Origin of the sequence: Hymenobacter nivis (assembly GCF_006439025.1) — a bacterium.
Lineage (GTDB): Bacteria > Bacteroidota > Bacteroidia > Cytophagales > Hymenobacteraceae > Hymenobacter > Hymenobacter nivis_A.
In genome coordinates this window covers 18838-41990 of record NZ_RCYZ01000007.1, presented here as the reverse complement: position 1 = coordinate 41990, position 23153 = coordinate 18838, and the positions used below count along the sequence as shown (strand labels likewise).

The 23153-nt window shown below is 64.3% G+C and carries 20 protein-coding genes; 13 read left to right on the top strand and 7 right to left on the bottom strand.

The window, feature by feature from the left end:
- Positions 1-154 precede the first annotated feature (154 nt).
- Positions 155-1240, bottom strand: coding sequence for a hypothetical protein (locus EAH73_RS16090; protein WP_140468373.1), 1086 nt, complete (start codon positions 1238-1240; stop codon positions 155-157).
- 207 nt (positions 1241-1447) lie between these two features.
- Between EAH73_RS16090 and EAH73_RS23995 the strand changes: the two genes are divergently transcribed.
- The 3 genes from EAH73_RS23995 (at position 1448) to EAH73_RS16075 (ending at position 5989) form a co-directional block, all read left to right on the top strand.
- A complete protein-coding gene (locus EAH73_RS23995; RefSeq protein WP_140468371.1) occupies positions 1448-3523 on the top strand; it encodes an alkaline phosphatase in 2076 nt (691 codons plus the stop codon).
- 212 nt (positions 3524-3735) lie between these two features.
- Positions 3736-5283, top strand: a complete 1548-nt coding sequence (locus tag EAH73_RS16080) for a M20/M25/M40 family metallo-hydrolase (protein WP_140468369.1) — start codon at positions 3736-3738, stop codon at positions 5281-5283.
- A 145-nt stretch (positions 5284-5428) separates the two neighbouring features.
- Positions 5429-5989 carry a sugar O-acetyltransferase gene (locus EAH73_RS16075; RefSeq protein ID WP_140468367.1) on the top strand — a complete coding sequence of 187 codons (561 nt, stop codon included), beginning with the start codon at positions 5429-5431 and terminating at the stop codon, positions 5987-5989.
- Between the two features lie 13 nt (positions 5990-6002).
- On the opposite strand, the gene EAH73_RS16070 is transcribed toward EAH73_RS16075, so the two are convergent.
- Both EAH73_RS16070 and EAH73_RS16065 read right to left on the bottom strand, forming a co-directional pair.
- A complete protein-coding gene (locus tag EAH73_RS16070) occupies positions 6003-6635 on the bottom strand; it encodes a DUF1349 domain-containing protein (RefSeq protein ID WP_240047290.1) in 633 nt (210 codons plus the stop codon).
- 209 nt (positions 6636-6844) lie between these two features.
- Positions 6845-7666 carry an oxygenase MpaB family protein gene (locus EAH73_RS16065; RefSeq protein WP_140468366.1) on the bottom strand — a complete coding sequence of 274 codons (822 nt, stop codon included), beginning with the start codon at positions 7664-7666 and terminating at the stop codon, positions 6845-6847.
- A gap of 123 nt (positions 7667-7789) precedes the next feature.
- Here EAH73_RS16065 and EAH73_RS16060 point away from each other — a divergent pair, with 123 nt between their 5' ends.
- The 3 genes from EAH73_RS16060 (at position 7790) to EAH73_RS16050 (ending at position 10551) form a co-directional block, all read left to right on the top strand.
- Entirely contained in the window at positions 7790-8341 is a 552-nt protein-coding gene (locus EAH73_RS16060) for a 2OG-Fe(II) oxygenase (RefSeq protein WP_140468364.1), read from the top strand.
- A 91-nt stretch (positions 8342-8432) separates the two neighbouring features.
- Positions 8433-9542 (top strand): Gfo/Idh/MocA family protein, encoded by a 1110-nt coding sequence (locus EAH73_RS16055; RefSeq protein ID WP_140468362.1) that lies wholly within the window; start codon positions 8433-8435, stop codon positions 9540-9542.
- 151 nt (positions 9543-9693) lie between these two features.
- On the top strand, positions 9694-10551 hold the full coding sequence (locus EAH73_RS16050) for a cupin-like domain-containing protein (RefSeq protein WP_140468361.1): 858 nt from the start codon (positions 9694-9696) through the stop codon (positions 10549-10551).
- 83 nt (positions 10552-10634) lie between these two features.
- On the opposite strand, the gene EAH73_RS16045 is transcribed toward EAH73_RS16050, so the two are convergent.
- The gene (locus EAH73_RS16045; protein WP_140468359.1) at positions 10635-12932 is read right to left on the bottom strand and encodes an efflux RND transporter permease subunit; all 2298 of its coding nucleotides are present in this window, start codon (positions 12930-12932) and stop codon (positions 10635-10637) included.
- Positions 12933-13089: 157 nt separating this feature from the next.
- On the opposite strand from EAH73_RS16045, the gene EAH73_RS16040 reads away from it, so the two are divergent.
- The 5 genes from EAH73_RS16040 to EAH73_RS16020 all read left to right on the top strand — a co-directional run bounded on the left by EAH73_RS16040 (position 13090) and on the right by EAH73_RS16020 (position 16615).
- Positions 13090-13338: a hypothetical protein gene (locus EAH73_RS16040; RefSeq protein WP_140468357.1), complete on the top strand. Its 249-nt coding sequence runs from the start codon at positions 13090-13092 to the stop codon at positions 13336-13338.
- Between the two features lie 156 nt (positions 13339-13494).
- Positions 13495-14604, top strand: coding sequence for a type I restriction endonuclease (locus EAH73_RS16035; RefSeq protein ID WP_140468355.1), 1110 nt, complete (start codon positions 13495-13497; stop codon positions 14602-14604).
- 155 nt (positions 14605-14759) lie between these two features.
- Positions 14760-15554, top strand: a complete 795-nt coding sequence (locus EAH73_RS16030; RefSeq protein ID WP_140468353.1) for a thymidylate synthase — start codon at positions 14760-14762, stop codon at positions 15552-15554.
- Between the two features lie 8 nt (positions 15555-15562).
- On the top strand, positions 15563-16081 hold the full coding sequence (locus tag EAH73_RS16025; RefSeq protein WP_140468351.1) for a hypothetical protein: 519 nt from the start codon (positions 15563-15565) through the stop codon (positions 16079-16081).
- Positions 16082-16126: 45 nt separating this feature from the next.
- Complete coding sequence (locus EAH73_RS16020) at positions 16127-16615, top strand: energy transducer TonB (RefSeq protein ID WP_140468349.1); 489 nt, start codon at positions 16127-16129, stop codon at positions 16613-16615.
- Here the strand turns inward: EAH73_RS16020 and EAH73_RS16015 are convergent.
- The 3 genes from EAH73_RS16015 to EAH73_RS16005 all read right to left on the bottom strand — a co-directional run bounded on the left by EAH73_RS16015 (position 16608) and on the right by EAH73_RS16005 (position 19261).
- Positions 16608-17414, bottom strand: coding sequence for an aminotransferase class IV (locus EAH73_RS16015; RefSeq protein WP_140468347.1), 807 nt, complete (start codon positions 17412-17414; stop codon positions 16608-16610). The genes EAH73_RS16020 and EAH73_RS16015 overlap by 8 nt on opposite strands.
- Positions 17415-17542: 128 nt before the next feature.
- Positions 17543-18676 carry a DNA-processing protein DprA gene (gene dprA / locus EAH73_RS16010; RefSeq protein ID WP_240047289.1) on the bottom strand — a complete coding sequence of 378 codons (1134 nt, stop codon included), beginning with the start codon at positions 18674-18676 and terminating at the stop codon, positions 17543-17545.
- Between the two features lie 231 nt (positions 18677-18907).
- A complete protein-coding gene (locus tag EAH73_RS16005; RefSeq protein WP_068232072.1) occupies positions 18908-19261 on the bottom strand; it encodes a MerR family transcriptional regulator in 354 nt (117 codons plus the stop codon).
- 60 nt (positions 19262-19321) lie between these two features.
- Between EAH73_RS16005 and alaS the strand changes: the two genes are divergently transcribed.
- Both alaS and EAH73_RS15995 read left to right on the top strand, forming a co-directional pair.
- Positions 19322-22006 (top strand): alanine--tRNA ligase, encoded by a 2685-nt coding sequence (gene alaS, locus EAH73_RS16000; RefSeq protein ID WP_140468345.1) that lies wholly within the window; start codon positions 19322-19324, stop codon positions 22004-22006.
- Positions 22007-22435: 429 nt separating this feature from the next.
- Positions 22436-23140: a DUF1080 domain-containing protein gene (locus EAH73_RS15995; protein ID WP_140468343.1), complete on the top strand. Its 705-nt coding sequence runs from the start codon at positions 22436-22438 to the stop codon at positions 23138-23140.
- Positions 23141-23153 lie beyond the last annotated feature (13 nt).

The following is a 23153-nucleotide window of genomic DNA, read 5'->3' as shown; positions in this document are numbered from 1 at the left end:
GCGCAAGCTGTGCTATTTAGCCTCGGCCGAGAAACACAGCTCGCGCCGACCAGCCACTCGGACTGTAGGAGCAAGCGGCTGGTCGCCGCAGGTGCTGGTGAACCCTCGTTCGCCAACCGACTTGTCCGCGCGGGAACTGGGTCCGTAACTGTAGCTAATGCCGGCTCGCCAGGCCCTTGGCGGCCGCTGGGACCCGCTGCGCAAACTTCCTGAACTCTTTGGCAGTGAGCACCGTCACTTCGTCGGCGCTGGCCAACCATACCCGCTGCTGGGCATCGACTTGCACCAGCACGGGCGGAGTGGAGGTGGTGGCATTGGGCAGGGCCGGCAGCGGTACCAGTAGGCGCTGGGGTGCCACTTTGTCGGTGGGGGAGGCGGGAGCAGCGGGGGCCCCGGCCGGGGCGGCGGGCAGCAGCAGCAGGCCCATGGCCGTGGCAAACACGCGGCCCGCGCCGGGCACGCTGGCCACGCCAAATACTTCATTGCCCGGCCGGCCCAGGAACTTGACGGTGGGCACCTCGGCCTCGCCGGCGGCCGGGGCGGCGGGTTCGAACACGCTGATGGCGTCGGACATCACCACCCACAGGGCCCCAGTGTTGTCGGGCAACAGCTTCTCCACCAGGTTGTCGGGTATTTCGCGGTTGGCCACGCCTTCCTCGTTGTAGCGCGTCCACTCGGTGCCCTGCTTGCGGCTCAGGCCCACGTTGGTGCCCAGCCACACCGAGCCGTCGGCCGTGGCCGCGCCGGCCGTCACGGCCGGCGTGTTCAGCTCGGCCGCGAAGGCGCCGCCCGGGGCCCGGCGAAACGCGCCGTAGCCGTCGGCCGCCGCCCACAGGGCCCCTTGCGCGTCTTGAAACAGCGCCGTGGTGCGGGCCGTGGCCGCCGCCCCGGGCAGCGCCAGCGGGTGCGGGCGGAAGCCGGCCGGGCCCAGGCCCAGGCTCAGGGCCCCTTGCTGGGTGCCCAGCCACAGCACGGTGTCGGCCGCGGCGGCGCACTGGATGGGGCTGGCCGACTGGTACTTGCGCACGAACTGCTGGCCTTCGAGCCGAAACACGCTGCGCTGCGTGACGAGGTAGGTGGCCCGGCCGGCGCGCAGCAGCGCCACGGGTGCCTCGTGGCCCGCCACGGCGTAGGGCGGGCGGGGGCGGGCGGCGGCCACCTGCGGGGCCCCCGGCAGCAGCAGGCCCAGCAGGGCCCCCAGCAAAAAGTGGCGGCGGGGCAGGGGGCGGAGCAGGGGCATGGGCGCGCAAGAAAACGTGTCCGGCAAAGGTAGAGAGGGCCCTCAGGCGGCGGGTTATGGCAATATTAAGATACGGGCTGGTACTTTTTTAATTGGTAATGAAGCGTTGATGGGGCGGTAACGCCGGCCACACGGGGGGCGGGGACTTTTGCGGGCGGCTAACCTCACCCGTTGCTCATTCACTTCTCCCACCATTTTCCGGTTTATATGAAGGTCAGATTTTTACTCGCTGGGGGCCTGCTGCTGGCCGCCGGGGCCCGGCACGAGGCCCGCGCGCAGGCGGCGTCCACCAACCAAAACGTCATCCTCTACATCGGCGACGGCTTCGGGCTGGCCCCCAAAACGGCTACCCGCATGGCCCTGGGCCAGGGGCGCGACGGCAAGCGCTTCGCCACCGACGCCGGCTTCCAGGTGCTGAACCTGGACAAGATGAAGTACAACGCCACCGTGACCACGCACTCGCTCAACTCGTGGATCACGGATTCGGCCCCGGGCGCCTCGGTGTACGCCTGCGGCAAGCCCGGCAAGCAGGACAACGAGGTGATTTCGCTGAACGCTTCCAGCGGCGCGGCCATCGAAACCATCCTGGAAGCGGCCAAGAAGCAGGGCTACGCGGTGGGCCTGGTGAGCACGGCGCGCATCACGCACGCCACGCCGGCCGCCTTTGCCAGCCACATCTGGTACCGCGACTTGGAGGACTACATCTCGGCCCAGTACATTGCCTCCACCCAGGCCCAGTACGAGGCCATTTACAACTCCAGCCCCACGGCCGCCTACCGCTACACCGCCGCCCGCGACTGGGTGCTGCCCGCGCCTAAAGTGGGCGTGGAGCTAGACGTGGTGCTCGGCGGCGGCGCCCGGCACTTCCTGCCCCGCACCCGCACCGCGGCCAGCCCCTACGAAGCCGTGGTGGACCGCACCGGGGCCCCCATTGCCAACGCGGCCGGCGCGCCCGTGACGCTGCGCGGCAACCGCGCCGACGACGTGGACTTAGTGAAGTACGCCGTGGAGCAGCGCAACTACCAGTACGTGAACAGCCGCGACGCGCTGCTCAACATCGACCTGGCCCAGTACGGCCCGGGCGGCAAAAAGCTGCTCGGCCTCTTCAACGCCTCGCACGTGAACTACGAGCAGGACCGCCAGACGAGCGCCGCCTGGGAGCCCTCGCTGGCCGACATGACGGCCATGGCCATCAAGGTGTTGCAGGCCAAAAGCAACGGCAAGGGCTTCTTCCTGATGGTGGAGGCCGGCCGCATCGACCACCTGGAGCACTCCAACACGGGCGGCATTTCGGTGGTGGCCGGCACCGGCACCATCAACCAGTATGCAGTGGATGCCGACCGGCCGGCCTACGCCGGGGGCGGCGACGCCGGCGTGACGGCCACGCCCGCCACAGCGCGCACCGCCGACGTGTACGGCTCCGACTACATGATCAAGGAAGTGCTGGCCTTCGACTACGCCGTGGCCGAGGGCCGGGCCCTGATGGCCACGCCCACCAGCGGCAAAACCCTGATCTTTAGCACCTCCGATCACGAGTGCGGCGGCTTTGCCGTGACGGGCCTGCACGACGAGGCCAACGCCAGCGGCAACGGCACCAAAATCCGCACCTACGCCGGCCAGATCGGCAAGTCGGTGGCCACCGAGGCCGGCTACGCCACCCCCACCAACCTGGTGCGCGGCGACGGCGGCGCCAACGGCTGGTTTCCTGACTACACGCTGGCCACCTTCCAGGGCAAAACCTACCCGCAGCCCAGCTCCGCCACGGCCAAGCGCATCGTGGTGGCCTACGCCTCCAACCCGCTCACCAACGGTAACGGCACCGCCCAAACCGGCGCCGTGGGTAACCACACCCCACAGGATATTTGGGTGGCCGCGGAAGACAACACCAACACCCACGCCCAGCAAATCACCGGGCGCGGCCTGCTCGACAACACGGCCATCACGCCCATCCTGGCCGATTTCATGCAGCTCACGCTGTTCGCCACCACCCTCAGCACCCGCGGCCCCAGCGCGGGGCCCCTGGCCACGGCCAGCGTGCAGCTGAGCCCCGTGCCGTTTGCCGACCGCTTCCAGGTGGCCTTCACCCTGGCCACGGCCGGCGCCGTGACGGTGGAACTGTTCAACGAAATCGGCCAGAAGGTGCAAACCGTGGTAACCGGCCAGTCCTTCGGCCCCGGGGCCCACGCCGTGGCCGTGGACGGCACCCGCCTGCGCACTGGCCTTTACGTGGCCGCCGTAACGGTGAACGGCCAGGTGGTATCCCAGAAAACCATCAAGCTGTAGCCCCCCGCGCTTAATCGGCGCCAGAACAGGTTACTGAAAAAGAGGAGCGGCTTGCCGCTTCTCTTTTTGCATTTTGGGGCCCCAGGTGGCCGGCGCAAGGCGGAAGCGACGTGAGCCCCGGCCCGACGCCAGGCCGGTGGCGGCGGGCCGGGGCCGGGCCTGCTTGGTACTTATGCCCGAACGGGTAGCAGTTTCCAGGCTTACTTGCGGGCATGAAGAAAACCTACTTGCTGGGGGCCCTGCTGGGCGCAGCGGTGGCCGGGCTGCTGGCCGCCGGGGCCCCGCCCGTGCCCGTGCTGCAGAAAGTGCGGCAGTACCGCCAGCGCCACGAGCGCGCGCTGCTGGCCGATTTCACCCAGCTGCTGGCCATTCCGAACGTGGCGGCCGACTCGGCCGGGCTGCGCCGCACGGCCGGCGCCATCGCCGAGATGATGCGCCAGCGCGGCATCGGCGGGGTGCAGCTGCTGGGGGCGGCCACGCCGGGCGTGCCGCCGGCCGTGTTCGGCGAGGTGCGCGTGCCCGGGGCCACGCGCACGCTCGTTTTTTATGCTCACTACGACGGCCAGCCCGTGAACCCCGCCCAGTGGGCCCCGGGCCTGAGCCCGTTTGCGCCCGTGCTGGCCACGGGGGCCCTCAGCGCCGGCGGCCAGGTGGTGCCGCTGCCGGCGGCGGGCGCGCCCCTCAGCCCCGACTGGCGCGTGTACGCCCGCGGCAGCTCCGACGACAAGGGCGGGGTGATGGCCATTCTGGCCGCCTACCAGGCCCTGGCCGAAAGCGGCGTGAAGCCCACGGCCAACCTCAAGTTTTTCTTCGAGGGGGAAGAGGAGCGGGGCTCGCCCCATCTGGCCGAGCTGTTGGGCCGGCACCGGGCCCTGCTCGCGTCCGACCTGTGGATCATCTGCGACGGACCTGTGCACCAGTCGGGGCGCAAGCAGGTGGTGTACGGGGCCCGGGGCGACGTGAACGTGGCCCTGACCGTGTACGGGCCCACGCGCCCGCTGCACAGCGGACACTACGGCAACTGGGCCCCCAACCCGGCCATGGCCCTGGCCCGGCTCCTGGGCTCGATGCAGGACAGCACCGGCCGCGTCACCATCACCGGCTTCTACGACGACGTGGTGCCGCTGACGGCCGCCGAGCAGGAGGCCGTGCGCCAGATTCCGAACAACGACGCCGCCATCCGGCAGGGGCTGGGCTTCGCCCGGGCCGACGGGCGGGGGCAGTCGCTGAGCGCGCTCATCAACCAGCCCTCGCTGAACATCAACGGCATGCGCAGTGCCAACGTGGGGCCCCAGGCGGCCAACGTCATCCCCACCACCGCCGAGGCCGTGCTGGACTTGCGCCTCGTGCTGGGCAACGACGCCCGGCGGCAAGTGGCCAAAGTGGTGCGCCACCTCGAGCAGCAAGGCTACTTCGTGACGCGCGCCGCGCCCACCGCCGCCGAGCGCGCCCAGCACCCGCGCCTGGTGCAAGTGGTGCCCGAAACCGGCTACAACGCCCAGCGCACGCCCATGGACCTGCCCCTGGCCCGCCGCGTGGTGGCAGCCGTGCAAACCACCGTGGCCGCGCCGGTGGTGCGCCTGCCCACCTCGGGCGGCAGCCTGCCGCTCTTCGCCTTCAAGGATGCGCTGGGGGCCACCACCCTCACCGTGCCCATCGCCAATTACGACAACAACCAGCACGCCGAAAACGAAAACCTGCGCCTCGGCAACCTCTGGGACGGCATAGAAACCATGGCCGCCGTGATGACCATGCCCTGAGCCGCTGGGGCCCCGGCGCCCCTTTTTTAGTTTCGAAACCTGCTTCGCCGTGGTCGAAGGCCCCCTGGCCAGCGCGCCCCGCGCACCACCACCTGGAAGTGTTTTAGCCGCGTACGTCGTTTTCTCTCTGCCTCAGCCGCACCCCATGCCCACCGAACTAGAAAAAATGCTGGCCGGCCAGCTCTACGATGCATCGGCGCCGGACCTGCTGGCGCGCCGCCACCGGGCCGCCCGCCAACTCCAACACCTCAACGCCCTGCTGCCCGACGACCCGGCGCGCCCCGCCCACCTGGCCGCGCTGCTGGGGGCCCTGGGGGCGGGCAGCGACGTGCTGTCGCCGTTTTTCTGCGACTACGGCAGCCAAATTTACCTGGGCGAGCGCGTGTTTCTCAACTACAACTGCACCATCCTGGACTGCGCCCCGGTGCGCATCGGCGACCACACGCTGCTGGGGCCGGGCGTGCAGCTCTACACTGCCAGCCACCCGCTGGGCGCCACCGAGCGCAGCAAGGGGCCGGAGCTGGCGGCCCCCATCACCATTGGCCGCCGCGTGTGGTTGGGCGGTGGGGTCGTGGTGTGCCCCGGCGTGCGCATCGGCGACAACACGACCATCGGGGCGGGCAGCGTGGTGACCCGCGACGTGCCCGCCAACGTGCTGGCGGCCGGTAACCCCTGCCGGGTCATCCGGGCGCTGCCGGCCGAGTAGGCGCGGCCAAGGGCTATTTTTTGGGGCCGGCCGGCACGGGCGTCACCGCGAAATCCTCAAACTCGACGGGAAAGCCCTGGCCATCGGGGGCCGCGCACATCAGGCCGATCTGCACCTTGCGGCCTGGCGTGGGCGGAAAGTAGGCCAGGCGCAGCATCTTGAAGTCCTTATTATCAAACGAATACTGAATTTCCACGAAGTCGCCCTTGCGCAGCAGCGTCAGCCACACGGCGGCCGGGCTGTCCTGGCGGGGCACCACCGACCAGTCCGACACCTCGCGGGTGACCACGGCGCTCACGTTCTGCACGCCCTTGACGTACTCGATGCCGGTTTTAATCCAGTTTTTCTCGTCGAGGCGCACCATCAGGCCCGCCTGGTCGTACAGGTCCCGGTAGTGGCCCACCACCTTCACCTTGGCCAGAAAGTCGCCTTCCTGCTCCTGGTAGTAGAAGTGGCCGTTGTCGCGGATAAAGCCGTAGTGCGTCACGCGCCAGAAATCGGTGCCGCCGTCTACCTGCACCTGTAGCTTAGCGGCGGTGACGGTTGATTTTTTCGGGGCGTTTTGCCAATGCATGGTGGCGAGGTTTTGGGCCGTAGCCGGCAGGCCCAGCAGCAGGGCGCCGGCCAGTAGAAGGGGAGTGTTCATGGCAGTTGTGGGCATTAAGGCTTGGGGTGCTTGCGGGCGCGGCAACGAGGGAGCCGCCCGGGAGCAGCGCGCTAAGGTACTAGAAGCGGCCGGGGCCCCCGGGCCGGGGCCAGCCAGCGCTGCGCCCCGCGCAAGCCGCAGCACCAGCGCCTCGTGGGCGCTGCCCCAGTGCCTTGGGCTGGCCGGCTGGGGTGCGGGCGGCGCAAGCGCTAATGGCCCATTGGGCACCGCGCCGCGGTGGGCGGGGGCAGCGCCGCCTCGGCCGCCGGGGCCCCGTCGAGGGCGTGGATGCGGGCGCGGTAGGCGGCGGGCAGCAACGTGCTTTTGGCCCACTGGCTGAGGGCCAGCTGGCGGGTGCGCCGGTACGCGGCCAGCGCCGGCCGCACCGCCGCGCCAGTGCCCAGGTGCAGCAGCGCGCGCACAGTGGGCGGCACCACCAGGCCCTGCACGGCCCGCAGCAGCGGGTAGCGCAGGGGCCCCAGGTGGCGGCGGTACTGACGGTAGAGGTCGGCGGTGTAGGGGCTGGGGACGAGGTGCGCGGCCAGGTGTGCGGCGCGGGCGGCCTGCCAGTCGGCGTAGCCCGTGGGCAGCCCGGGAATGCCCATGCGCTGCCCCACGCGGCAAAACACGGCTACAATTTCTTCGCGCTCGGGGCCCGTGAGGGGCCGCTCCAGCACCTCGAAGGCCCGAATGGAGTAGGCGATGAGCAGGAACAGCACGTCGCGGTAGGCCCCGGCGGGGATGGGCCGGCCGCGCTTGGCCTCCACCGCCGCGTGTATGGCGGCCATGGCGTCGATGGCCCGCTCGGCCCCGGCGCGGTCGGCAAACACGATGCGGCGGGCGTAGTCCACCGTCGAAAACAAGCGGCCCAGCGGGTCGGCCGGCAGCCGCCCGGTGAAGTAGAGCCAGTCCACGGCCTTGTTGAGGGCAAACTCGGCCGCGGCCCCGGCAAAGATGAACAGTACCGTATCGGCCGTGCCCCAGATGCGGCGCACGATGGACCCCGGCGCAACGAAATATGTTGTATTCACAATTATAAAGAACTTTGAAATACAAAGTTAAACCGAAACTTTCTGAATACTTATTCGCTGCTGGTGCAATTATTCGCAGGCTGCGAAAACGGACCTTGCGGTAGCCAGTAGTTACTTTGCATCATGAAATACACGCAGTTAACGGATAATATTTTTACCGTTGAGGATTTTATGACCCGGCAGGAATGCCTGGAGAACATCGTGCTGAGCGAAAAAATTGGCTATGAGCTTGCCAAGGTGAACACCGCCGGTGGCAGCCGGGTGCGCACCGACATCCGCAACAACAGCCGGGCTTTCCACGCAAGCGACGACCTGGCCCAGGCGCTGTGGCAAAAAGCCCAACCGTTTGTGCCCGCGCAGTTGGGCCACAGCCAGGCTCTGGGCCTCAATGAACTGTTCCGGTTCTACCGATACCAGCGCGGCCACCAGTTCCGGGGACATTTCGACGAGAGCTACGTCCGCAACGAGGTCGAGGCGAGCTACTTCACGTTCATGGTGTACTTGAACGACAACTTCCAGGGCGGCGACACTACGTTTCGGGGCCTGCGCATTCGGCCCCGGCAGGGCATGGCGCTCATCTTCTTGCACAGCTTGTTCCACGAAGGCAGCGAAGTGACGCAGGGCGTGAAATACGTGCTGCGTTCCGACGTGATGTACCGCACGGTGGCCGCGTAGGGCCCCAGGGCCGGGGCCGGGTTGGTGTAGTGGGGGCCTGTGGCCGTGAAATAATGCTACCTTTCCGCGCCAACATCCAAGCCCTAAACCCATGCTCCGTACCCTTGCTGCGCTCTTTTCCCTGTTGTTTTTGCTAGCCACCGGCCCGCCCGCCGGGGCCCAAACCAAGCCCGCCGGGCCCGTGCGGGTGGGCGTGGCGGGCCTCACCCACGCCCACGTGCACGGCATCCTGGGCCGCGCCAAGCGGGGCGACCTCGAAATTGTGGGCATCGCCGAGCCCAATAGGGCCCTGGCCGAGCGCCTCGCCAAGCAGTACGGCTTCAGCATGGCGCTGGTGTACAGCTCGCTGGACGAGATGCTGAAGAAAGCCAAGCCCGAGGCCGTCACGGCCTTTGGCAGCATCTACGAGCACCTGGCCGTGGTGCAGGCCTGCGCGCCCCGCGGCGTGCACGTGATGGTGGAGAAGCCGCTGGCCGTGAGCGTGGACCACGCCCGCCAGATGGCGGCACTGGCCGCCAAGCACCGCATCCACCTGCTCACCAACTACGAAACCACCTGGTACGGCTCTAACCGCCAGGCTTTTCAGCTGGTAGACCAGGACAAGGCCATCGGTACCATCCGCAAGGTGGTGGTGCACGACGGCCACCAGGGGCCCCAGGAAATCAACGTGAACCCGGAATTCCTGGCCTGGCTGACCGACCCGGTGCAAAACGGCGGCGGGGCCCTAGTGGACTTCGGCTGCTACGGCGCCGACCTGCTCACCTGGCTCATGCACGGCGCCCGGCCCACGTCGGTCACGGCCGTCACGCGGCAGCTCAAGCCCGCCGTGTACCCCAAGGTGGACGACGACGCCACGGTGCTCGTGAACTACCCCGGGGCCGAGGGCGTCATCCAGGCGTCGTGGAACTGGCCGTATGCGCGCAAGGACATGGAGATTTATGGCCAAACCGGCGCCGTGTTCACGGTGGATGGCAGCCACCTGCGCGTGCGGCTCAGCGAAAAGCAGCCCGCCCAGGACCAGACGGCCCCCGCGCCCCCCGCGCCCTACGACGAGCCGTTTGCCTACCTCGCGGCCGTGGTGCGCGGCACGGCCCCGGAGGACGTGCTCTCGTCGCTGCCCACCAACATGATTGTGGTGGAGATTCTGGAAGCCGCCAAGCAGTCGGCCAAGGAGGGCAAAACGGTGTACCTCTCGAAGTAAGCAGGGCCCGGGGCCGGGGCGTTGGCCCAGCGGTGGGGCCCCTTGGCGGAGGATTTGCCGCCGTTTACGAGCGAAATGCACGTAATAAAACTATTATTTCTATTTTCACTCGCACGTTGGGATTGGTACCAGCGGCTAAAAGGTGAAAGCCATGCAGGAAATAGAAAAATTAGGGTCGCTCAGCTACGACGACTTTATGGAGCGCTACCTCAAGCCCGGCATCCCGGTGGTGCTGACGAACGGGGCCGCCAGCTGGAAATCGGAGCACAGCTTCACGCCCGACTTCTTCCGCGAGCGTTTCGGCGACTACACCACCACCCACGAGGACCGGGTGTACGCGATGCGCGAAATCCTGGACATCACCGCCAACAGCACCCCCGAGCACCCGTCGCCGTACCCCATCCTGTTCGAAATTCCTGAGCAGCTGGCCGAATTCCTGCCGATGGTGGAGCCGCTGCACATGAATTACGCCTTCCCGAACTGGTTCAGGGGCAAGGTGATCCCCTACGGCCGGCTGGGCAACAACATCCACTTGTTCATCGGCGGCGTGGGCAACCAGTATTCCTTGCACAAGGACATGTTCCACACCAACGCTTGGATTACGCAGCTCTACGGTGAGAAGAAATTCGTGGTGTTTCCGCGCGACCAGGAGGCGCTGCTGTACCCGCACGATTCCGGGTTCATCTCGCCCATCAACATCCTGAAGCCCGACTACGAAAAGTACCCCAAGTACCGGCAGGCCACGCCCATCAGCGTCACGCTCAAGCCCGGCGAAACCATCTTCATTCCCAACGGCATCTGGCACACCACCGTGGCCCTGAGCCACAACATTTCCCTGATTTTTGACCAGCTGAACGGCCATAATTTCAAGGCCTGGAAGAAGGACGCCTACGACTACAACAAGGGGAAAAACAAAGCCAAGGCCCTGGCCATGTACGGCTTGGCGCACGCCATGGGCTCCATTTGCCAGGTGAGTGAGCTGGCGGGTAATAAATTTCGGGACAATTAAAAACGCCTGAATCCCGAACGCAATGGGGCCCTGGCGATGCATTGCCAGGGCCCCGTTGCGTTCGGGGTATTCTTCCCAGGGCCCTAATTCAGCACCTTCTCGATGATTGGCTTGCGCTTGTAGAAGTACAAAATGAGCAGCGGCAGCAGTGTGAGCTCGGCCACGACGCCGAAGAGAAGCGTGAGGCCGATGAGGAAGCCCACGTAAAACGTGCCGTCGAACGAGGAAAACAGCAGCGTGGAGAAGCCGCCGACCAGAATCAGCGATGTGACGATGACGGCCTTGCCGGCCAGCAGGTAGGTGTGGCGCACGGCCCGGAACACGGACGTTTCGTGGGCCAGGGTGAGGCGCAACTTACTGATGAAGTGGATGGTATCGTCCACCGCGATGCCGAAGGCGATGGTGAAGATGATGCTCGTGCTCACCTTCATGCTCACGCCGGCCAGGCCCATCACGCCGGCCACGATGAGGATGGGCACCAGGTTGGGGATGAGCACGATGATGGTCATCTTGAACGACTTGAACAGCGCCAGCACGATGAGCGTGACCATGAGGATGTCGATGCTCATGCCGGTTATCATGTTGAGCGTCAGGTTCTCGTTGTTCTTGTCGATCAGGTTCGACGAGCCCGTGAGGCGCGTGCCCAGCACCGTGGAGTCAATGCTAGTGCGCAGGAACTGGCGCAGCCCGGCGTTCAGGGCGTCGGCCCGGATGCTGCCCACGTCGGCCATGCGGCCGGTGAGGCGGCCGGCGCTGCCGTCGGGCAGCGCCAGGGCCCTAAACTCGGGCTTCTTGCGGAACAAGCGCAGCTTGCTTTGCAGCCCGCGCAGCTCGGCCGAATCGGCGGGCAGGCGGTAGGCTTCGAGCCCGCCGCCGTGCAGCGCCTTGCGCACCGACTTGACGAGCGTGACGGGCGAGGCGGCGAAGCGCAGGCCATAGGGGCCCCGCAGGTAGTCCTCGATGCGGGCGGTTTCGCGCAGCACGGCCAGGTCGTACACGGTGCGGCCGGGGGCCGGCTTCAGCTCCAGCTCGAAGGGCCGCACGCCGGCGAATTGCTTCTCAAAAAAGAAAAAATCTTGCCGCACGGGGTCGCTCTTCGACAAATCGTCGAGCAGCATGGAGTTGATGTGCACCCGCGTGGCCAGCCCGATGGAGGCCGCCACCACCAGCCCGCTAACCACGAATATGAGCCGCCGCCGCGCCAGCACCTGCCGGAACAAGCGGCTCAGCACGCCGTCCCAGGTGTGGCCCTGGCTGCGTGGCACCCGCAGCTGCGGCCGCTTGAGGAGCGTGAGCAGCGCCGGCAACAGCGTGAAGCTGAGCACGAAGGCCAGCAGCACGGCAATGCCCGTGAACAGCCCAAAGTTGTAGATGGGCCGGATGGAACTGGTCATCAGCGTGAAAAAGCCCAGGCTGGTGGTGAGGGCCGACAGCCCCGAACCGAAGCCCGATTCCTTGAGCGTGACCCACAGGGCGTCTTTCTTGCTGGCCCCGTAGCCCAGCTCGGCCACGTAGCGCGTGATGATGTGCACCGTGTCGGAGGTGCCCACCACGAACATCATCACCGGCAGCAGGGCCGTCATCAGGTCGATGCTCACCCCGCAGGCCCCCATCACGCCCAGGCCCCACAAAATGGCCCCCAGCACCACCACCAGCGGTAGCACCACGCCCCACCAGGTGCGAAACGTGAACCACAGCAGCCCCGTGACGAGCAGCACCGAGAGGCTCATGAACACGATGAGCTCGCGCTGGAGCCGGTCCACAAACACCGACTGGGCCACGGCGCGGCCCGCCAGGTGGTAGCTGCTCTCGGGGAAGCCGTAGCGCTTGAGGCCCCCGCGCAATTCGGCCAGCAGCGAGTCGCCGGGCGGCTTTTTAAGGTCGGGCGTGGTTTGCACCACCAGGGCTACGGCCCGGGCGTTGGGGCTGAACACGTTGCCCACCAGGCCCGGCGTGCGGTAAATCAGGGTGGAGTCGCGGGTCCGCTGGGCGGGGTCGGCGCGGTAGGCGGCCGGGCGCAGGTAGGGCAGGTTGAAGAAGCCCAGGCCCTCCACCACGGGGTTGGTGAGGGTGGTGGGGGAGGTGACGGCCACCACGTGCCGCTGCCGCTGGGCCAGGCGCGTGAGCGAATCGACGCGGCCGAGGAAATCGGCGTCGAACACGGTGCGGCCCTTTGGGGCCTCCAGGCCCAGCAGCAGGTAGTCGTTGTCGTTGCCGAAGCGCCGGGTGTAGCCCTGGTAGTAGTCTAGGTCGGAGTCGCCGGCGGGGTAGAAGTCGTTGAAATTGTAGTTGAACCGCAGCTGGGCCACGTAGAAGGCACTGAGGGCAGAGAGCAGCCCCAGCACGAGCAGGGCGAAGTAAGCGGAGCGGCGAAGGGACATAAAAAAACAAGGCGCAAAACCAGGTTTTGCGGAGGAAAACGGGGCCCCGGCCGGCCGCGCCGTAGTGTCGGCCGCTTGTGCTATCTTGCGTAGCGGCGGGTCGAAAACGCCCGCTTTCCTCCTTTTGTTTCTGCCAACTTATTTCTCATTTGCTGCCATGAAAAATACCCTGCTCGCCCTCGCTCTGTTTGCCAGCGGCACCACCGCCTTCGCCCACTCGGGCCCCGGCAAGCCTGCTGCCGCCAAAAAAGACAATTGCACCGGCGCCACCGCCGCCATGTGCGCCAAAGGCATGACCGCCGGTGGCAAGATGGACGGCATGCCCGCCTGCTGCCGCGCCAAAATGGCCGCCGCCAAAACCGCCGGGGCCCCCGCCACCGCCAAGCCGATGGCCAAAACGATGTAAGAACCGGCTCGCCGGTTTTATAAAAAAGGGCCGCCCCGATGAGGAGCGGCCCTTTTTATTTCAGGTTGATTACGTATTAAAGCAAAGAATAGGTAGCCTAAAATAGTGCAATATGGTAGTATATTTCGACACCAATTACTCATTCACTTTCAATTGATGGAGCTTACTGACCAACTTGCTAGTTTAGCATCACGTGCTCAAAAACAAATTGCGCATATTCAAACAGAAGAAGCTACCAAAACGGCGCTAATAATGCCGTTTATCAATGCACTGGGTTACAATGTTTTTGACCCTACAGAAGTCGTCCCCGAATTTATCTGTGATATAGGTACCAAAAAAGGGGAAAAGATAGATTACGCTATCATGCGTGATGGTAAGCCGATTATTCTGTTTGAGTGCAAACACGTTGGTGGTGATTTGAATATTAACCACGCTAGCCAGCTGTTTCGCTACTTTCACGTAACGGAGGCCCGGATTGCCATTTTGACTAATGGAATTCACTACAAGCTGTTTACCGACTTGGAACAGGCCAATAAAATGGATGAAAGGCCATTTATGGAATTTGATTTATTCAATTTCCAGGAGAGCGATATTTCGGAAATTAAGAAGCTCAGCAAAGCTGATTTCAGCATTGATGATATGCTGTTTGCTGCCTACAATCTGAAATACATGCGGGCTTTCAAAAAATACTTTGACGAGCAGTTTAATCAGCCCTCAGCAGAATTTATCCACTTCATTTCCAAGCAGATTTATGACGGTACGCTTACGCCGAAGCTGAAAGAGCAATTTAGTATCTTGGTGCATCGCTCGTTTCACCAGTTTCTCAATGATAAGATAACCATGCGCTTACGGTCGGCGATGTTAGATACCGCGAGTAGCGCCTTAGTGGTTGAGATACCAACTATTGCAGTGCCTGAGCTTGCACAACCACCGGCAGTTTCTGAAGCGGCTGACAAAGAAATTGAAACAACTGTGGAGGAAACGGAAGGCTTCATGATTGTGCGTGCCATTCTGCGTAAAACAGTAGCTGTGAGTCGGGTAGTAATGCGAGATGTGCATTCTTATTGTGGTATTCTGCTGGATGATAATAACCGTAAGCCTATTTGCCGGCTTCATTTCAACAGTAGCAAGAAATACGTAACAGTGTTTGATGTAGAGGGCGGTGAGCGAGTGGATATTACCTCGCTAGATAATCTGTATGAGTTGGCTTCTCGAATTCGGGCAGCAGTTCAACGCCACGAATCCAAAGGCCAGGAGGGGCAGTAGGCTTAATAATAGCGATACTTCTTTAGAAGGAAAGCCACCTCGGTTAGAGGTGGCTTTTTTGCCTTTGGGATACCTTTGAGCTACTCGTTTTAGATGAACTACCTAAATCAAGGGCTACTAAGCACATTTATACTCTACGCTTCTCGTCCCATTCCATGCACCAATACCAAGCCCTCCTTCGCCAAATCCTTGACCACGGCACCATCAAAACCGACCGGACCGGCACGGGTACAAAGTCGATTTTTGGGCCCCAGATGCGGTTCAATCTGGCCGAGGGGTTTCCGCTCGTTACCACCAAAAAGGTGCATCTGAAGAGCATTATCCACGAATTGCTGTGGTTTTTGCAGGGCGACACCAACATTGCATACTTGAAAGAGCATGGCGTAAAAATCTGGGACGAGTGGGCCGATGCCGACGGCAATTTGGGCCCCGTGTACGGCCACCAGTGGCGCTCGTGGCCCGACGGCCACGGCGGCCACATCGACCAGATTAGCCAAATCATCCACCAGCTCCGCACCGCGCCCGACTCGCGCCGCATGGTGGTGTCGGCCTGGAACGTGGCCGACCTGCCGGCCATGAAGCTGCCCGCCTGCCACGCCCTGTTCCAGTTCTACGTGGCCGACGGCCGGCTCTCGTGCCAGCTCTACCAGCGCTCGGCCGACGTATTCCTGGGCGTGCCATTCAATATCGCGTCCTACGCGCTGCTCACCCTGATGGTAGCCCAGGTGACAGGCCTGCAACCCGGCGAGTTCATCTGGACCGGCGGCGACACGCATTTGTACAGTAACCACCTGGAACAGGCCGAGTTGCAGCTCACCCGCGCCCCGCGCCCACTGCCCCAAATGCGCCTTAACCCGGCCGTGACCGACATCTTTGGCTTCCAGTACGACGACTTTAAGCTGGAGAATTACGACCCGTGGCCGGCCATTAAGGCCCCGGTGGCCGTATAAAGCATCGAATGAAAAACTGGATAATTGGGCTACTACTGGCAGGAAGCGCGCTACTGGCCGCCCGGCCCGCCCGCGCCCAATACGCCGCCCCCGGCTTCCCCATGCTGCCGCAGCGCCGCGAGCCACCGCCCGCGCCGGGGCCCGCCAAATTGGTGTCGCCCGTGCTGCCGCGCTTCTGGCACGAGCCCGACCCGGAGCGGCAGGCGGCGGGCCGCAACAAGTTTTTCGATTTTGTGTCGGCGCAGGCCAAGTTTCCGGAGGCGGCCCGGCCCACGGCCGCCCAGCCCAATGCCCTGCTGCCCACCGGACGCCTGCTGGTGAGCGTGCAGGTGCGGCCCGACGGCTCGGTGCGCCAGCCCCCGCGCGTCACCAAGCGCGAGCTGGCCCAGCCCGAAAGCGCCTACCCACCCGCCGCCCTCCGCGCCCTCGACGCCGAGGCGCAGCGGGTGCTGGGGGCCCTACGCTTCGTGCGCTCCAAGGCCACCCAGGATTCGCTGCTCGTGCCCATCCGCTTCATCGCGGAGTAGGGGCGGGTATTTGACAGGATGTTTCGGTGGGCGTAACTTGGTATCATGGAGCGCCACCTGTTAGTCCTTTTGTTCTGCTACGGTTTCTCAGCGAAGGCACAAGGAACAGGAGAGATTTACGCTGCACCGGGAATGGCGGTCCACTTACAAAGCCCTAAACCTCCCGTACCGGTAAAAAAGAAGGAACCACCCCTCCTGGCGGTGCTGCCCAGGTTTTGGTACAATACTGATTCAATAGCCAGCAAGACTGCGCAGGAGCAGCTGCTGCGAACTATTCAAAGCCAAGCAAAATACCCTTTCATAGCAGAGAAAGATGGGGTAGAGGGTATAATCTTCGTTCGCGTAGTTATAGCGCCGGATGGCCAGCCAATTAAAATGAATGTTATAAGGCGCAGCACAACGGCTAACAATCAAAACGGAGCGGTCGAAGCGTTAGATGCTGAGTCGATTCGAGCTATAAGTACCATGAAATTTGAACCTAAAATCGGAGCAACAGATACAATCACAATACCTATTAATTATTTCATCAGGTGATAGTTTGGAAAAGCGTTTCATTAAGTGGAGTAAAATTGATTAATTGAATTTTATGCACCGCCCGCACCGCCGCCACGTTTGCCGTGAAAACCGCGTCGGCCGCCAATAATTCTTCCGGCGCAAAAAGCCCTTCCTGGCACGCCAAGCCCTGCGCCTGGGCCGCCCGCAGTACCTGGGCCCGGCGCACGCCCGCCACGCAGCCGCTGGCGAGCGAGGGGGTGAAAAGCACGCCGTTCTTCAGCCAGAAGATGGCCGCCGCGCCGGCTTCGGCCACGTGACCGGCCGCGTTGCAGAGGATGATTTCGTCCAGGCCGCGCTGCTGGCGCTCGTGGGCGGCGCGCACGTAGAGCCACGCCTGGGGCCCCTTGCAGAAGCTGAGCGGCGAAAACTGGGACTGAGTTTCTTGGGCGAAGCCAGCCTGCGTAATCGGCGTTTCGTCGGGCGCGAAAGGTTCGGCGGTGGCCAGCCACTCGGCGGCGGCGGTGGGCGGGGTGTAGCGGCCGCCGCCGCCGCGCCACAGTTGCAGGCGCAGGCGGGCGGCGGGCAGGCCGTTGGCGGTGGCTAGGGCTCCCAGGGTAGCGGATAGGGCCCTCGGCGTGGCCAGCGCGGCTGGCAGCGTCAGGTGCAGCGCGGCGGCGGCTTGCTGCATCCGGGCGAGGTGGTCGGCGGCGTAGCGTAGGCAGTTCTCGGTGAAAACCAGCGTTTCGAAGAAGCCGTCGCCGAAGGCCAAGCCGCGGTTGGGCATGGGTAGGGCGAAGGATTCGGCGGCCACCAGGTGGCCGTTGTGAAGCAGAAACATGGGCGGCGATGGGGGCAGTGAAGCGGAGTAGGGAAGCGGGTTGCTGGGGCCGCTAGAGGCCGGCCAGCCGGCCGGAGCGAATCGTCCCCAAAATCCGACCAATCCGAGAAATCCAATAAATCCGTGGTTCAGACAAGCGCGAATTTCTTGCCCGGCAAGGCCCGCACTACGCCCCGAAACTCCAGGCCCAGCAGCAGCACGGCTACGGCGTGGATGGCCAGCTGGGCCTTCCAGGCGAGGTCGTCCATCTGGGCCTCGCGGCCGGCGGTGGCGGCTAGTACGGCGATGAGCGCAAATTCGTCGGCCGTGAAATCGTCGGGCGAGTAGGTGGGGGCAGGCTTGAACTTGCCCGCGTGCAAGGCCGCGTCCCAGTTGAGGGTGATTTCCAGGTCGCGGGGCTCGGTGTAAATGGCGGCTTTGTTGTTTTTAATCAGCGCATTGCAGCCCTCAGAAGCCAATGAGCCCAGGTTGCCGGGCACGGCCAGTACGTCGCGGTCGTAGCTCAGGGCCAGCTCGGCGGTGATGAGGGCCCCGCCCTTGATGGCCGCCTCCACCACCACCGTACCGTCGGCCAGGCCGGCAATGATGCGGTTGCGCTGCGGAAAATTGTACCGGTCGGGCGGCGTGCCGAACGGGAATTCGGTGAGCAGGCCGCCCACTTCGCGCATTTTTTCGGCCGTTTTGCGGTGCGCGGCGGGGTAAATTACGTCGAGCCCAGTGGCCATCACGCCCACAGTGGGCAGGCCCTCCTGCAAAGCGGCGCGGTGGGCCAGGATGTCGATGCCATACGCCAAGCCGCTCACTACCAGTGGCTGGTGCGGCACCAACCCTTGCACGATGCGTTCGGTTTGCTCGCGCCCGTACTCCGTGGACTGCCGGGTGCCGACGAGGGCCACGCTCTTGGGCGCGTTCAGATCGGCGGGGCCCTGGTAGTAGAGGATGACCGGCGCGTCGGGGATTTGCTTGAGGCGGTGCGGGTAGCGCTTGCTGGTGTAAAATAGGATTTCTACACCCTCCCTCTCCGCCTGCCGCAGGTCCTTCTCGGCGCGGCTGAGGGCTGTGGCGCGCCCGGGGCCGGTGAGGCTGGCCACCATTTTAGGCCCCACCCCGGGAATGCGCCGCAGCTTGCCTGGCGGCATCAGCAACACGTTTTTGGCCGAGCCGCCGTAGCTCATCAGCTGCCGGGTAATCTGCGGGCCGATGCTGGGAATCAGCGTTAATGCCAGTTCGTGGAATAAGTCGTCGGTAATTGTTTGGGGCATAAATAAGGGATAATCCGAGATATAAAATATTGATAGAGAAACTTAATTATCAGGCTTTTGTGCAGATTGCGGCGAAGTATCTATACAGAGTAATTAATTTTATTTAGTCGGTGGGAGAGTGCCTCTAGTTGCGCTCCGCGTGGCGGTCTGGGTGCCCTGCGCCGCCAAATGGCCTGGCAGCGACCGTATAGAATGGCCAGGGGCCCCAACCGCCTGGGCAGTAGCCCCGCGCTACTCCGGCCGGGCCACGTCCAGTTCCTTCTTCAGGCTCACCAAAAACGCTCGCACGCGCTCGATGGCCTGCACGGCGTCGATTTTATCCTTGAGCTGGGGGCCCTTCTGCTTGAGCATTTCGCGGGCACCGGGGATGGTGTAGCCGCGCTCCTTGACGAGGTGGAAAATGGTGCGGAACGTGTCGATGTCCTGCGGCGTGTAGAGGCGGTTGCCCTTCTTGCTGCGGCGCGGCTTCAGCTCGTCGAACTCGGTTTCCCAGAAGCGCACCAGCGACTCGGCCACCTTGAACTGGGCGGCCACCTCGCCGATGGTAAAGTACTGTTTTTCGATGGTACGCTCTTTATAGGGCATGGGGTTACCTTTGCGATTAAGCCGAAAAGTACCCAAAAATCCCCGTTCGGCCGCTCCTCTATGTCGCTCCCCACCGCCGCGCACGTCCGCCAGCAATTCCTCGATTTCTTCGCCTCCAAGGGCCACCACATCGTGCCCTCGGCCCCGCTGGTGGTGAAAGACGACCCCACGCTGCTGTTCATCAACAGCGGCATGGCCCCGTTCAAAGACTACTTCCTAGGCAACCGCCCCGCGCCCTTCAAGCGCATCGCCGATACGCAGAAGTGCCTGCGCGTGAGCGGCAAGCACAACGATTTGGAAGAGGTGGGCTACGACACCTACCACCACACCATGTTCGAAATGCTGGGCAACTGGTCGTTCGGCGACTACTTCAAGAAGGACGCCATTGCCTGGGCCTGGGAGCTGCTAACCGACGTGTTCAAGCTCGAAAAAGACCGGCTCTACGTCACGTATTTCGAGGGCGACAAGGGCGACGGCCTGGGCCCCGACGCCGAAACGCAGGCCCTGTGGCGGCAGTACACCACCGACGACCGCATCCTGCCCGGCAACAAGAAGGACAACTTCTGGGAGATGGGCGACACGGGCCCCTGCGGCCCCTGCACCGAAATCCACGTGGACCTGCGCACCGCCGAGGAGCGCGCCGCTAAGCCCGGCCACGAACTGGTAAACGCCGACCACCCGCAGGTGGTGGAGGTGTGGAACAACGTGTTCATGGAGTTCCAGCGCCTGGCCGACAAATCGCTCATCAAGCTGCCCGCCCAGAGCGTGGATACGGGCATGGGATTCGAGCGCCTGATGATGGCCGTGTCGGGCGTGCGCTCAAACTACGACACCGACGTATTCCAGCCGCTCATCCAATTCATTGCCAAGGAAGTAGGCATTGAGTACCACGGCACCTCGCCGGCCACGGTGAACGACCAGCCGGCCACCGAAAACGAAAAAACCGACATCGCCATCCGGGTGCTGGCCGACCACATCCGCGCCATCGCCTTCACCATCGCCGACGGCCAGCTGCCCAGCAACGTGAAGGCCGGCTACGTCATCCGCCGCATCCTGCGCCGGGCCGTGCGCTACGCCTTTTCGAGCCTGAACCAGAAGCAGCCCTTCCTCTACAAGCTCGTGCCGGTGCTGGCCGACCAGATGGCCGGCATCTTCCCCGAGCTGAAGGCCCAGCAAGCATTCGTGACGCGGGTGATTGAGGAAGAGGAAATTGCGTTCCTGAAAACGCTCGAAACCGGCCTGCGCCGGCTCGACGCGCTGGAGGAAGCCGCCCGCGCTAACGGCGGCGTCATCGACGGCGCCACGGCGTTTGAGCTGAGCGACACCTTTGGCTTTCCGCTGGACCTCACGGCCCTGATTGCCCGCGAAAAGGGCCTGACGGTGGACGAAGCCGGCTTCCAGCAGGCGCTGGCGCAGCAGAAAAACCGCAGCCGCAACGCCCAGGAAACCGAGCAGAGCGACTGGGTGACCGTGGCCGACGCCGAGGGCCCCAACGTGTTTGTGGGCTACGACCAGGACGAGGCCACGGCCCGCCTGCTGCGCTACCGCAAAATAGACAAGAAGGGTAAAACCGAATACCAACTGGTGCTCGACCAAACGCCGTTCTACGCCGAAAGCGGCGGCCAGATCGGCGACACCGGCTACCTGGAAAGCGACCTGGACCGGCTGCGCGTGCTGGACACGAAGCGCGAGAACGACCTCATCATCCACACCGTGCTGGAGCTGCCGCAGGAGCTGACCGCTGCGTTCCGGGCCCGGCCCGACGCGGCACGGCGTACGCTCGTCCGCAACAACCACACGGCCACCCACTTGCTGCAAGCTGCCCTGCGCCGCGTGCTCGGCGACCATGTGCAGCAGAAAGGCTCGCTGGTGAACGACAAGCTGCTGCGCTTCGACTTTTCGCACTTCACGAAGGTGACGGAAGGGCAGTTGCGCGAGATTGAGCAGCTCGTGAACGAGCAAATCCGCCGGCAAATTCCGCTCGACGAGCGCCGCAACGTGCCCATCGCCGAGGCCAAAAACCTGGGGGCCATGGCCCTGTTCGGCGAGAAGTACGGCGAGTTTGTGCGCGTCATCACCTTCGACAAAGACTACTCGGTGGAGCTGTGCGGCGGCCTGCACGTGGCCAACACGGGCAGCATCGGCTACTTCAAAATCGTGGCCGAAAGCGCTGTGGGCGCCGGCGTGCGCCGCATCGAGGCCGTGACGGCCGGCACCGCCGAAGCCTACGTGGACCAGCAGCTCGACCTGCTAGCGCAGGTGCGCGAGGCCCTCGGCAACCCCCAGCACTTACTCACCTCGCTCGAAAAGCAGACCGAGGAAATAGGGGCCCTGCGCAAGCAAATCGAGCAGTTTGCCCAGCAAAGCATCAACCAGCAGAAAGACCAGCTGGCCGGCCAAGTAAAGCCGCTGAACGGCGTGAGCTTCCTCGCCGCCCAGGTGCAGGCCACCAGCGCCGAGGGCCTCAAAACCCTGGCCTTCAACCTGCGCCAGGCCGTGCCCAACCTCGTGCTGGTGCTGGGCGCCGAAATCGACGGCAAGCCGCAGCTGGCCGTGATGCTCGACGATGAGCTGGCCAAAGCCGGCCGGCTCAACGCCACCGCGCTGGTGCGCGAGCTGGCCAAGGAAATTCAGGGCGGCGGCGGCGGCCAGCCGTTTTTCGCCACTGCTGGCGGCAAAAACCTGGCGGGCCTGGCCGCGGCCATCGCCAAGGCCGAGGGCCTGGTTGAGCAGGCCACCCGCTAGCGTAGCCGGCTTCGGACCCAACAACGAACGGGGCCCCGGGGCTGCGCCAGTACTGGCGCGGCCCCGGGGCCCCGTTCGTTGTTACAAAAGCGCACTTTGGAACGGAGTCTGCCGCCCAAAGTGCCCGCCACTGGGGGCCCTGCGGCACCACCTGCTTGGCTTGGCGGCGGGTGGGGGTAGTGCACCGTGGCGGGGCCCGGCATCCGGCGGGTAGGGGGCCTGCCGCGGTGCCGGCAGTACCGGCTGGCGGCCGGCACCTGCGGACTGGCCGTGCGCTAACGGCCGCACGGGGGTTGGGGCAGGGGCCCCGGGCCTAGTTAAGCTTAATCGATTTAGCAAAAACGATTGCGGGAGGTGGTGGGGAAAACGTTTGCGTCTATATTTAGGCTTCCAAAACCACATTTTCACCCAACTCGGGGTCCTGTATTTATGAAAAAAATCCTGCTTAACATCTTGGCTGTGGCTGCTTTCGGGCACGCGTCTGCGGCATCCGTCCACCTGCCGCCCGCCAAGCCCACGGCCAAGGCCAAGCCCCAGGCCCTGTTCGACGGCAAGACCACCAAGGGCTGGCACACCTACCTCCAGCCCACGGCCACCCCGGCCTGGCAAGTGGTGGACGGGGCCCTGCAGCTTAACCCCCAGGCCCCCGGCCAGGGCGACCTGGTGACGGACGGCGAGTACGAAAACTACGAGCTGGCCCTGGAGTGGAAAATTTCGCCGACGGGCAACAGCGGCATCATCTTCGGGGTGCACGAAGACCCCGCTTTCAAGGCCACCTACGACACGGGCATCGAGATGCAGGTGCTCGACAACAAGGGCGCCGAGGACAACAAGAAGGCCACCCACCTGGCCGGCTCGCTCTACGACATGCAGGCCCCCGCCCAGGACGTGGCCAAGCCCGCCGGCGAGTGGAACCGGGTGCGGCTGCGCAAGCAGAACGGCCACCTTACCTTCTTCCTCAACGGGGCCAAAATAGTGGACGTGCAAATGGGCAGCCCCGCATGGAAAGCCCTGTTGGAAAACAGCAAGTTTAAAACCTGGGAGCACTTTGCCGCCTACCCCAAGGGCCACATCGCCCTGCAAGACCACGGCCACGAGGTCGCCTTCCGGGCCATCACCATTGAGCAACTTTAAGCCTGCCCACTGC

What these genes read in the sequence shown, in the direction of transcription:
- EAH73_RS16005 (WP_068232072.1), bottom strand. Translation starts at nt 19,261, where the DNA reads ATGCCCTATAAAGAGCGTACCATCGAAAAACAGTACTTTACCATCGGC.
- EAH73_RS16090 (WP_140468373.1), bottom strand. Translation starts at nt 1,240, where the DNA reads ATGCCCCTGCTCCGCCCCCTGCCCCGCCGCCACTTTTTGCTGGGGGCC.
- EAH73_RS16040 (WP_140468357.1), top strand. Translation starts at nt 13,090, where the DNA reads ATGAAAAATACCCTGCTCGCCCTCGCTCTGTTTGCCAGCGGCACCACC.
- EAH73_RS16020 (WP_140468349.1), top strand. Translation starts at nt 16,127, where the DNA reads ATGGAGCGCCACCTGTTAGTCCTTTTGTTCTGCTACGGTTTCTCAGCG.
- EAH73_RS16015 (WP_140468347.1), bottom strand. Translation starts at nt 17,414, where the DNA reads ATGTTTCTGCTTCACAACGGCCACCTGGTGGCCGCCGAATCCTTCGCC.
- EAH73_RS15995 (WP_140468343.1), top strand. Translation starts at nt 22,436, where the DNA reads ATGAAAAAAATCCTGCTTAACATCTTGGCTGTGGCTGCTTTCGGGCAC.
- EAH73_RS16055 (WP_140468362.1), top strand. Translation starts at nt 8,433, where the DNA reads ATGCTCCGTACCCTTGCTGCGCTCTTTTCCCTGTTGTTTTTGCTAGCC.
- EAH73_RS16045 (WP_140468359.1), bottom strand. Translation starts at nt 12,932, where the DNA reads ATGTCCCTTCGCCGCTCCGCTTACTTCGCCCTGCTCGTGCTGGGGCTG.
- EAH73_RS16050 (WP_140468361.1), top strand. Translation starts at nt 9,694, where the DNA reads ATGCAGGAAATAGAAAAATTAGGGTCGCTCAGCTACGACGACTTTATG.
- EAH73_RS16030 (WP_140468353.1), top strand. Translation starts at nt 14,760, where the DNA reads ATGCACCAATACCAAGCCCTCCTTCGCCAAATCCTTGACCACGGCACC.
- EAH73_RS16060 (WP_140468364.1), top strand. Translation starts at nt 7,790, where the DNA reads ATGAAATACACGCAGTTAACGGATAATATTTTTACCGTTGAGGATTTT.
- EAH73_RS16070 (WP_240047290.1), bottom strand. Translation starts at nt 6,635, where the DNA reads ATGAACACTCCCCTTCTACTGGCCGGCGCCCTGCTGCTGGGCCTGCCG.
- EAH73_RS16025 (WP_140468351.1), top strand. Translation starts at nt 15,563, where the DNA reads ATGAAAAACTGGATAATTGGGCTACTACTGGCAGGAAGCGCGCTACTG.
- dprA (WP_240047289.1), bottom strand. Translation starts at nt 18,676, where the DNA reads ATGCCCCAAACAATTACCGACGACTTATTCCACGAACTGGCATTAACG.
- EAH73_RS16080 (WP_140468369.1), top strand. Translation starts at nt 3,736, where the DNA reads ATGAAGAAAACCTACTTGCTGGGGGCCCTGCTGGGCGCAGCGGTGGCC.
- alaS (WP_140468345.1), top strand. Translation starts at nt 19,322, where the DNA reads ATGTCGCTCCCCACCGCCGCGCACGTCCGCCAGCAATTCCTCGATTTC.
- EAH73_RS16035 (WP_140468355.1), top strand. Translation starts at nt 13,495, where the DNA reads ATGGAGCTTACTGACCAACTTGCTAGTTTAGCATCACGTGCTCAAAAA.
- EAH73_RS23995 (WP_140468371.1), top strand. Translation starts at nt 1,448, where the DNA reads ATGAAGGTCAGATTTTTACTCGCTGGGGGCCTGCTGCTGGCCGCCGGG.
- EAH73_RS16075 (WP_140468367.1), top strand. Translation starts at nt 5,429, where the DNA reads ATGCCCACCGAACTAGAAAAAATGCTGGCCGGCCAGCTCTACGATGCA.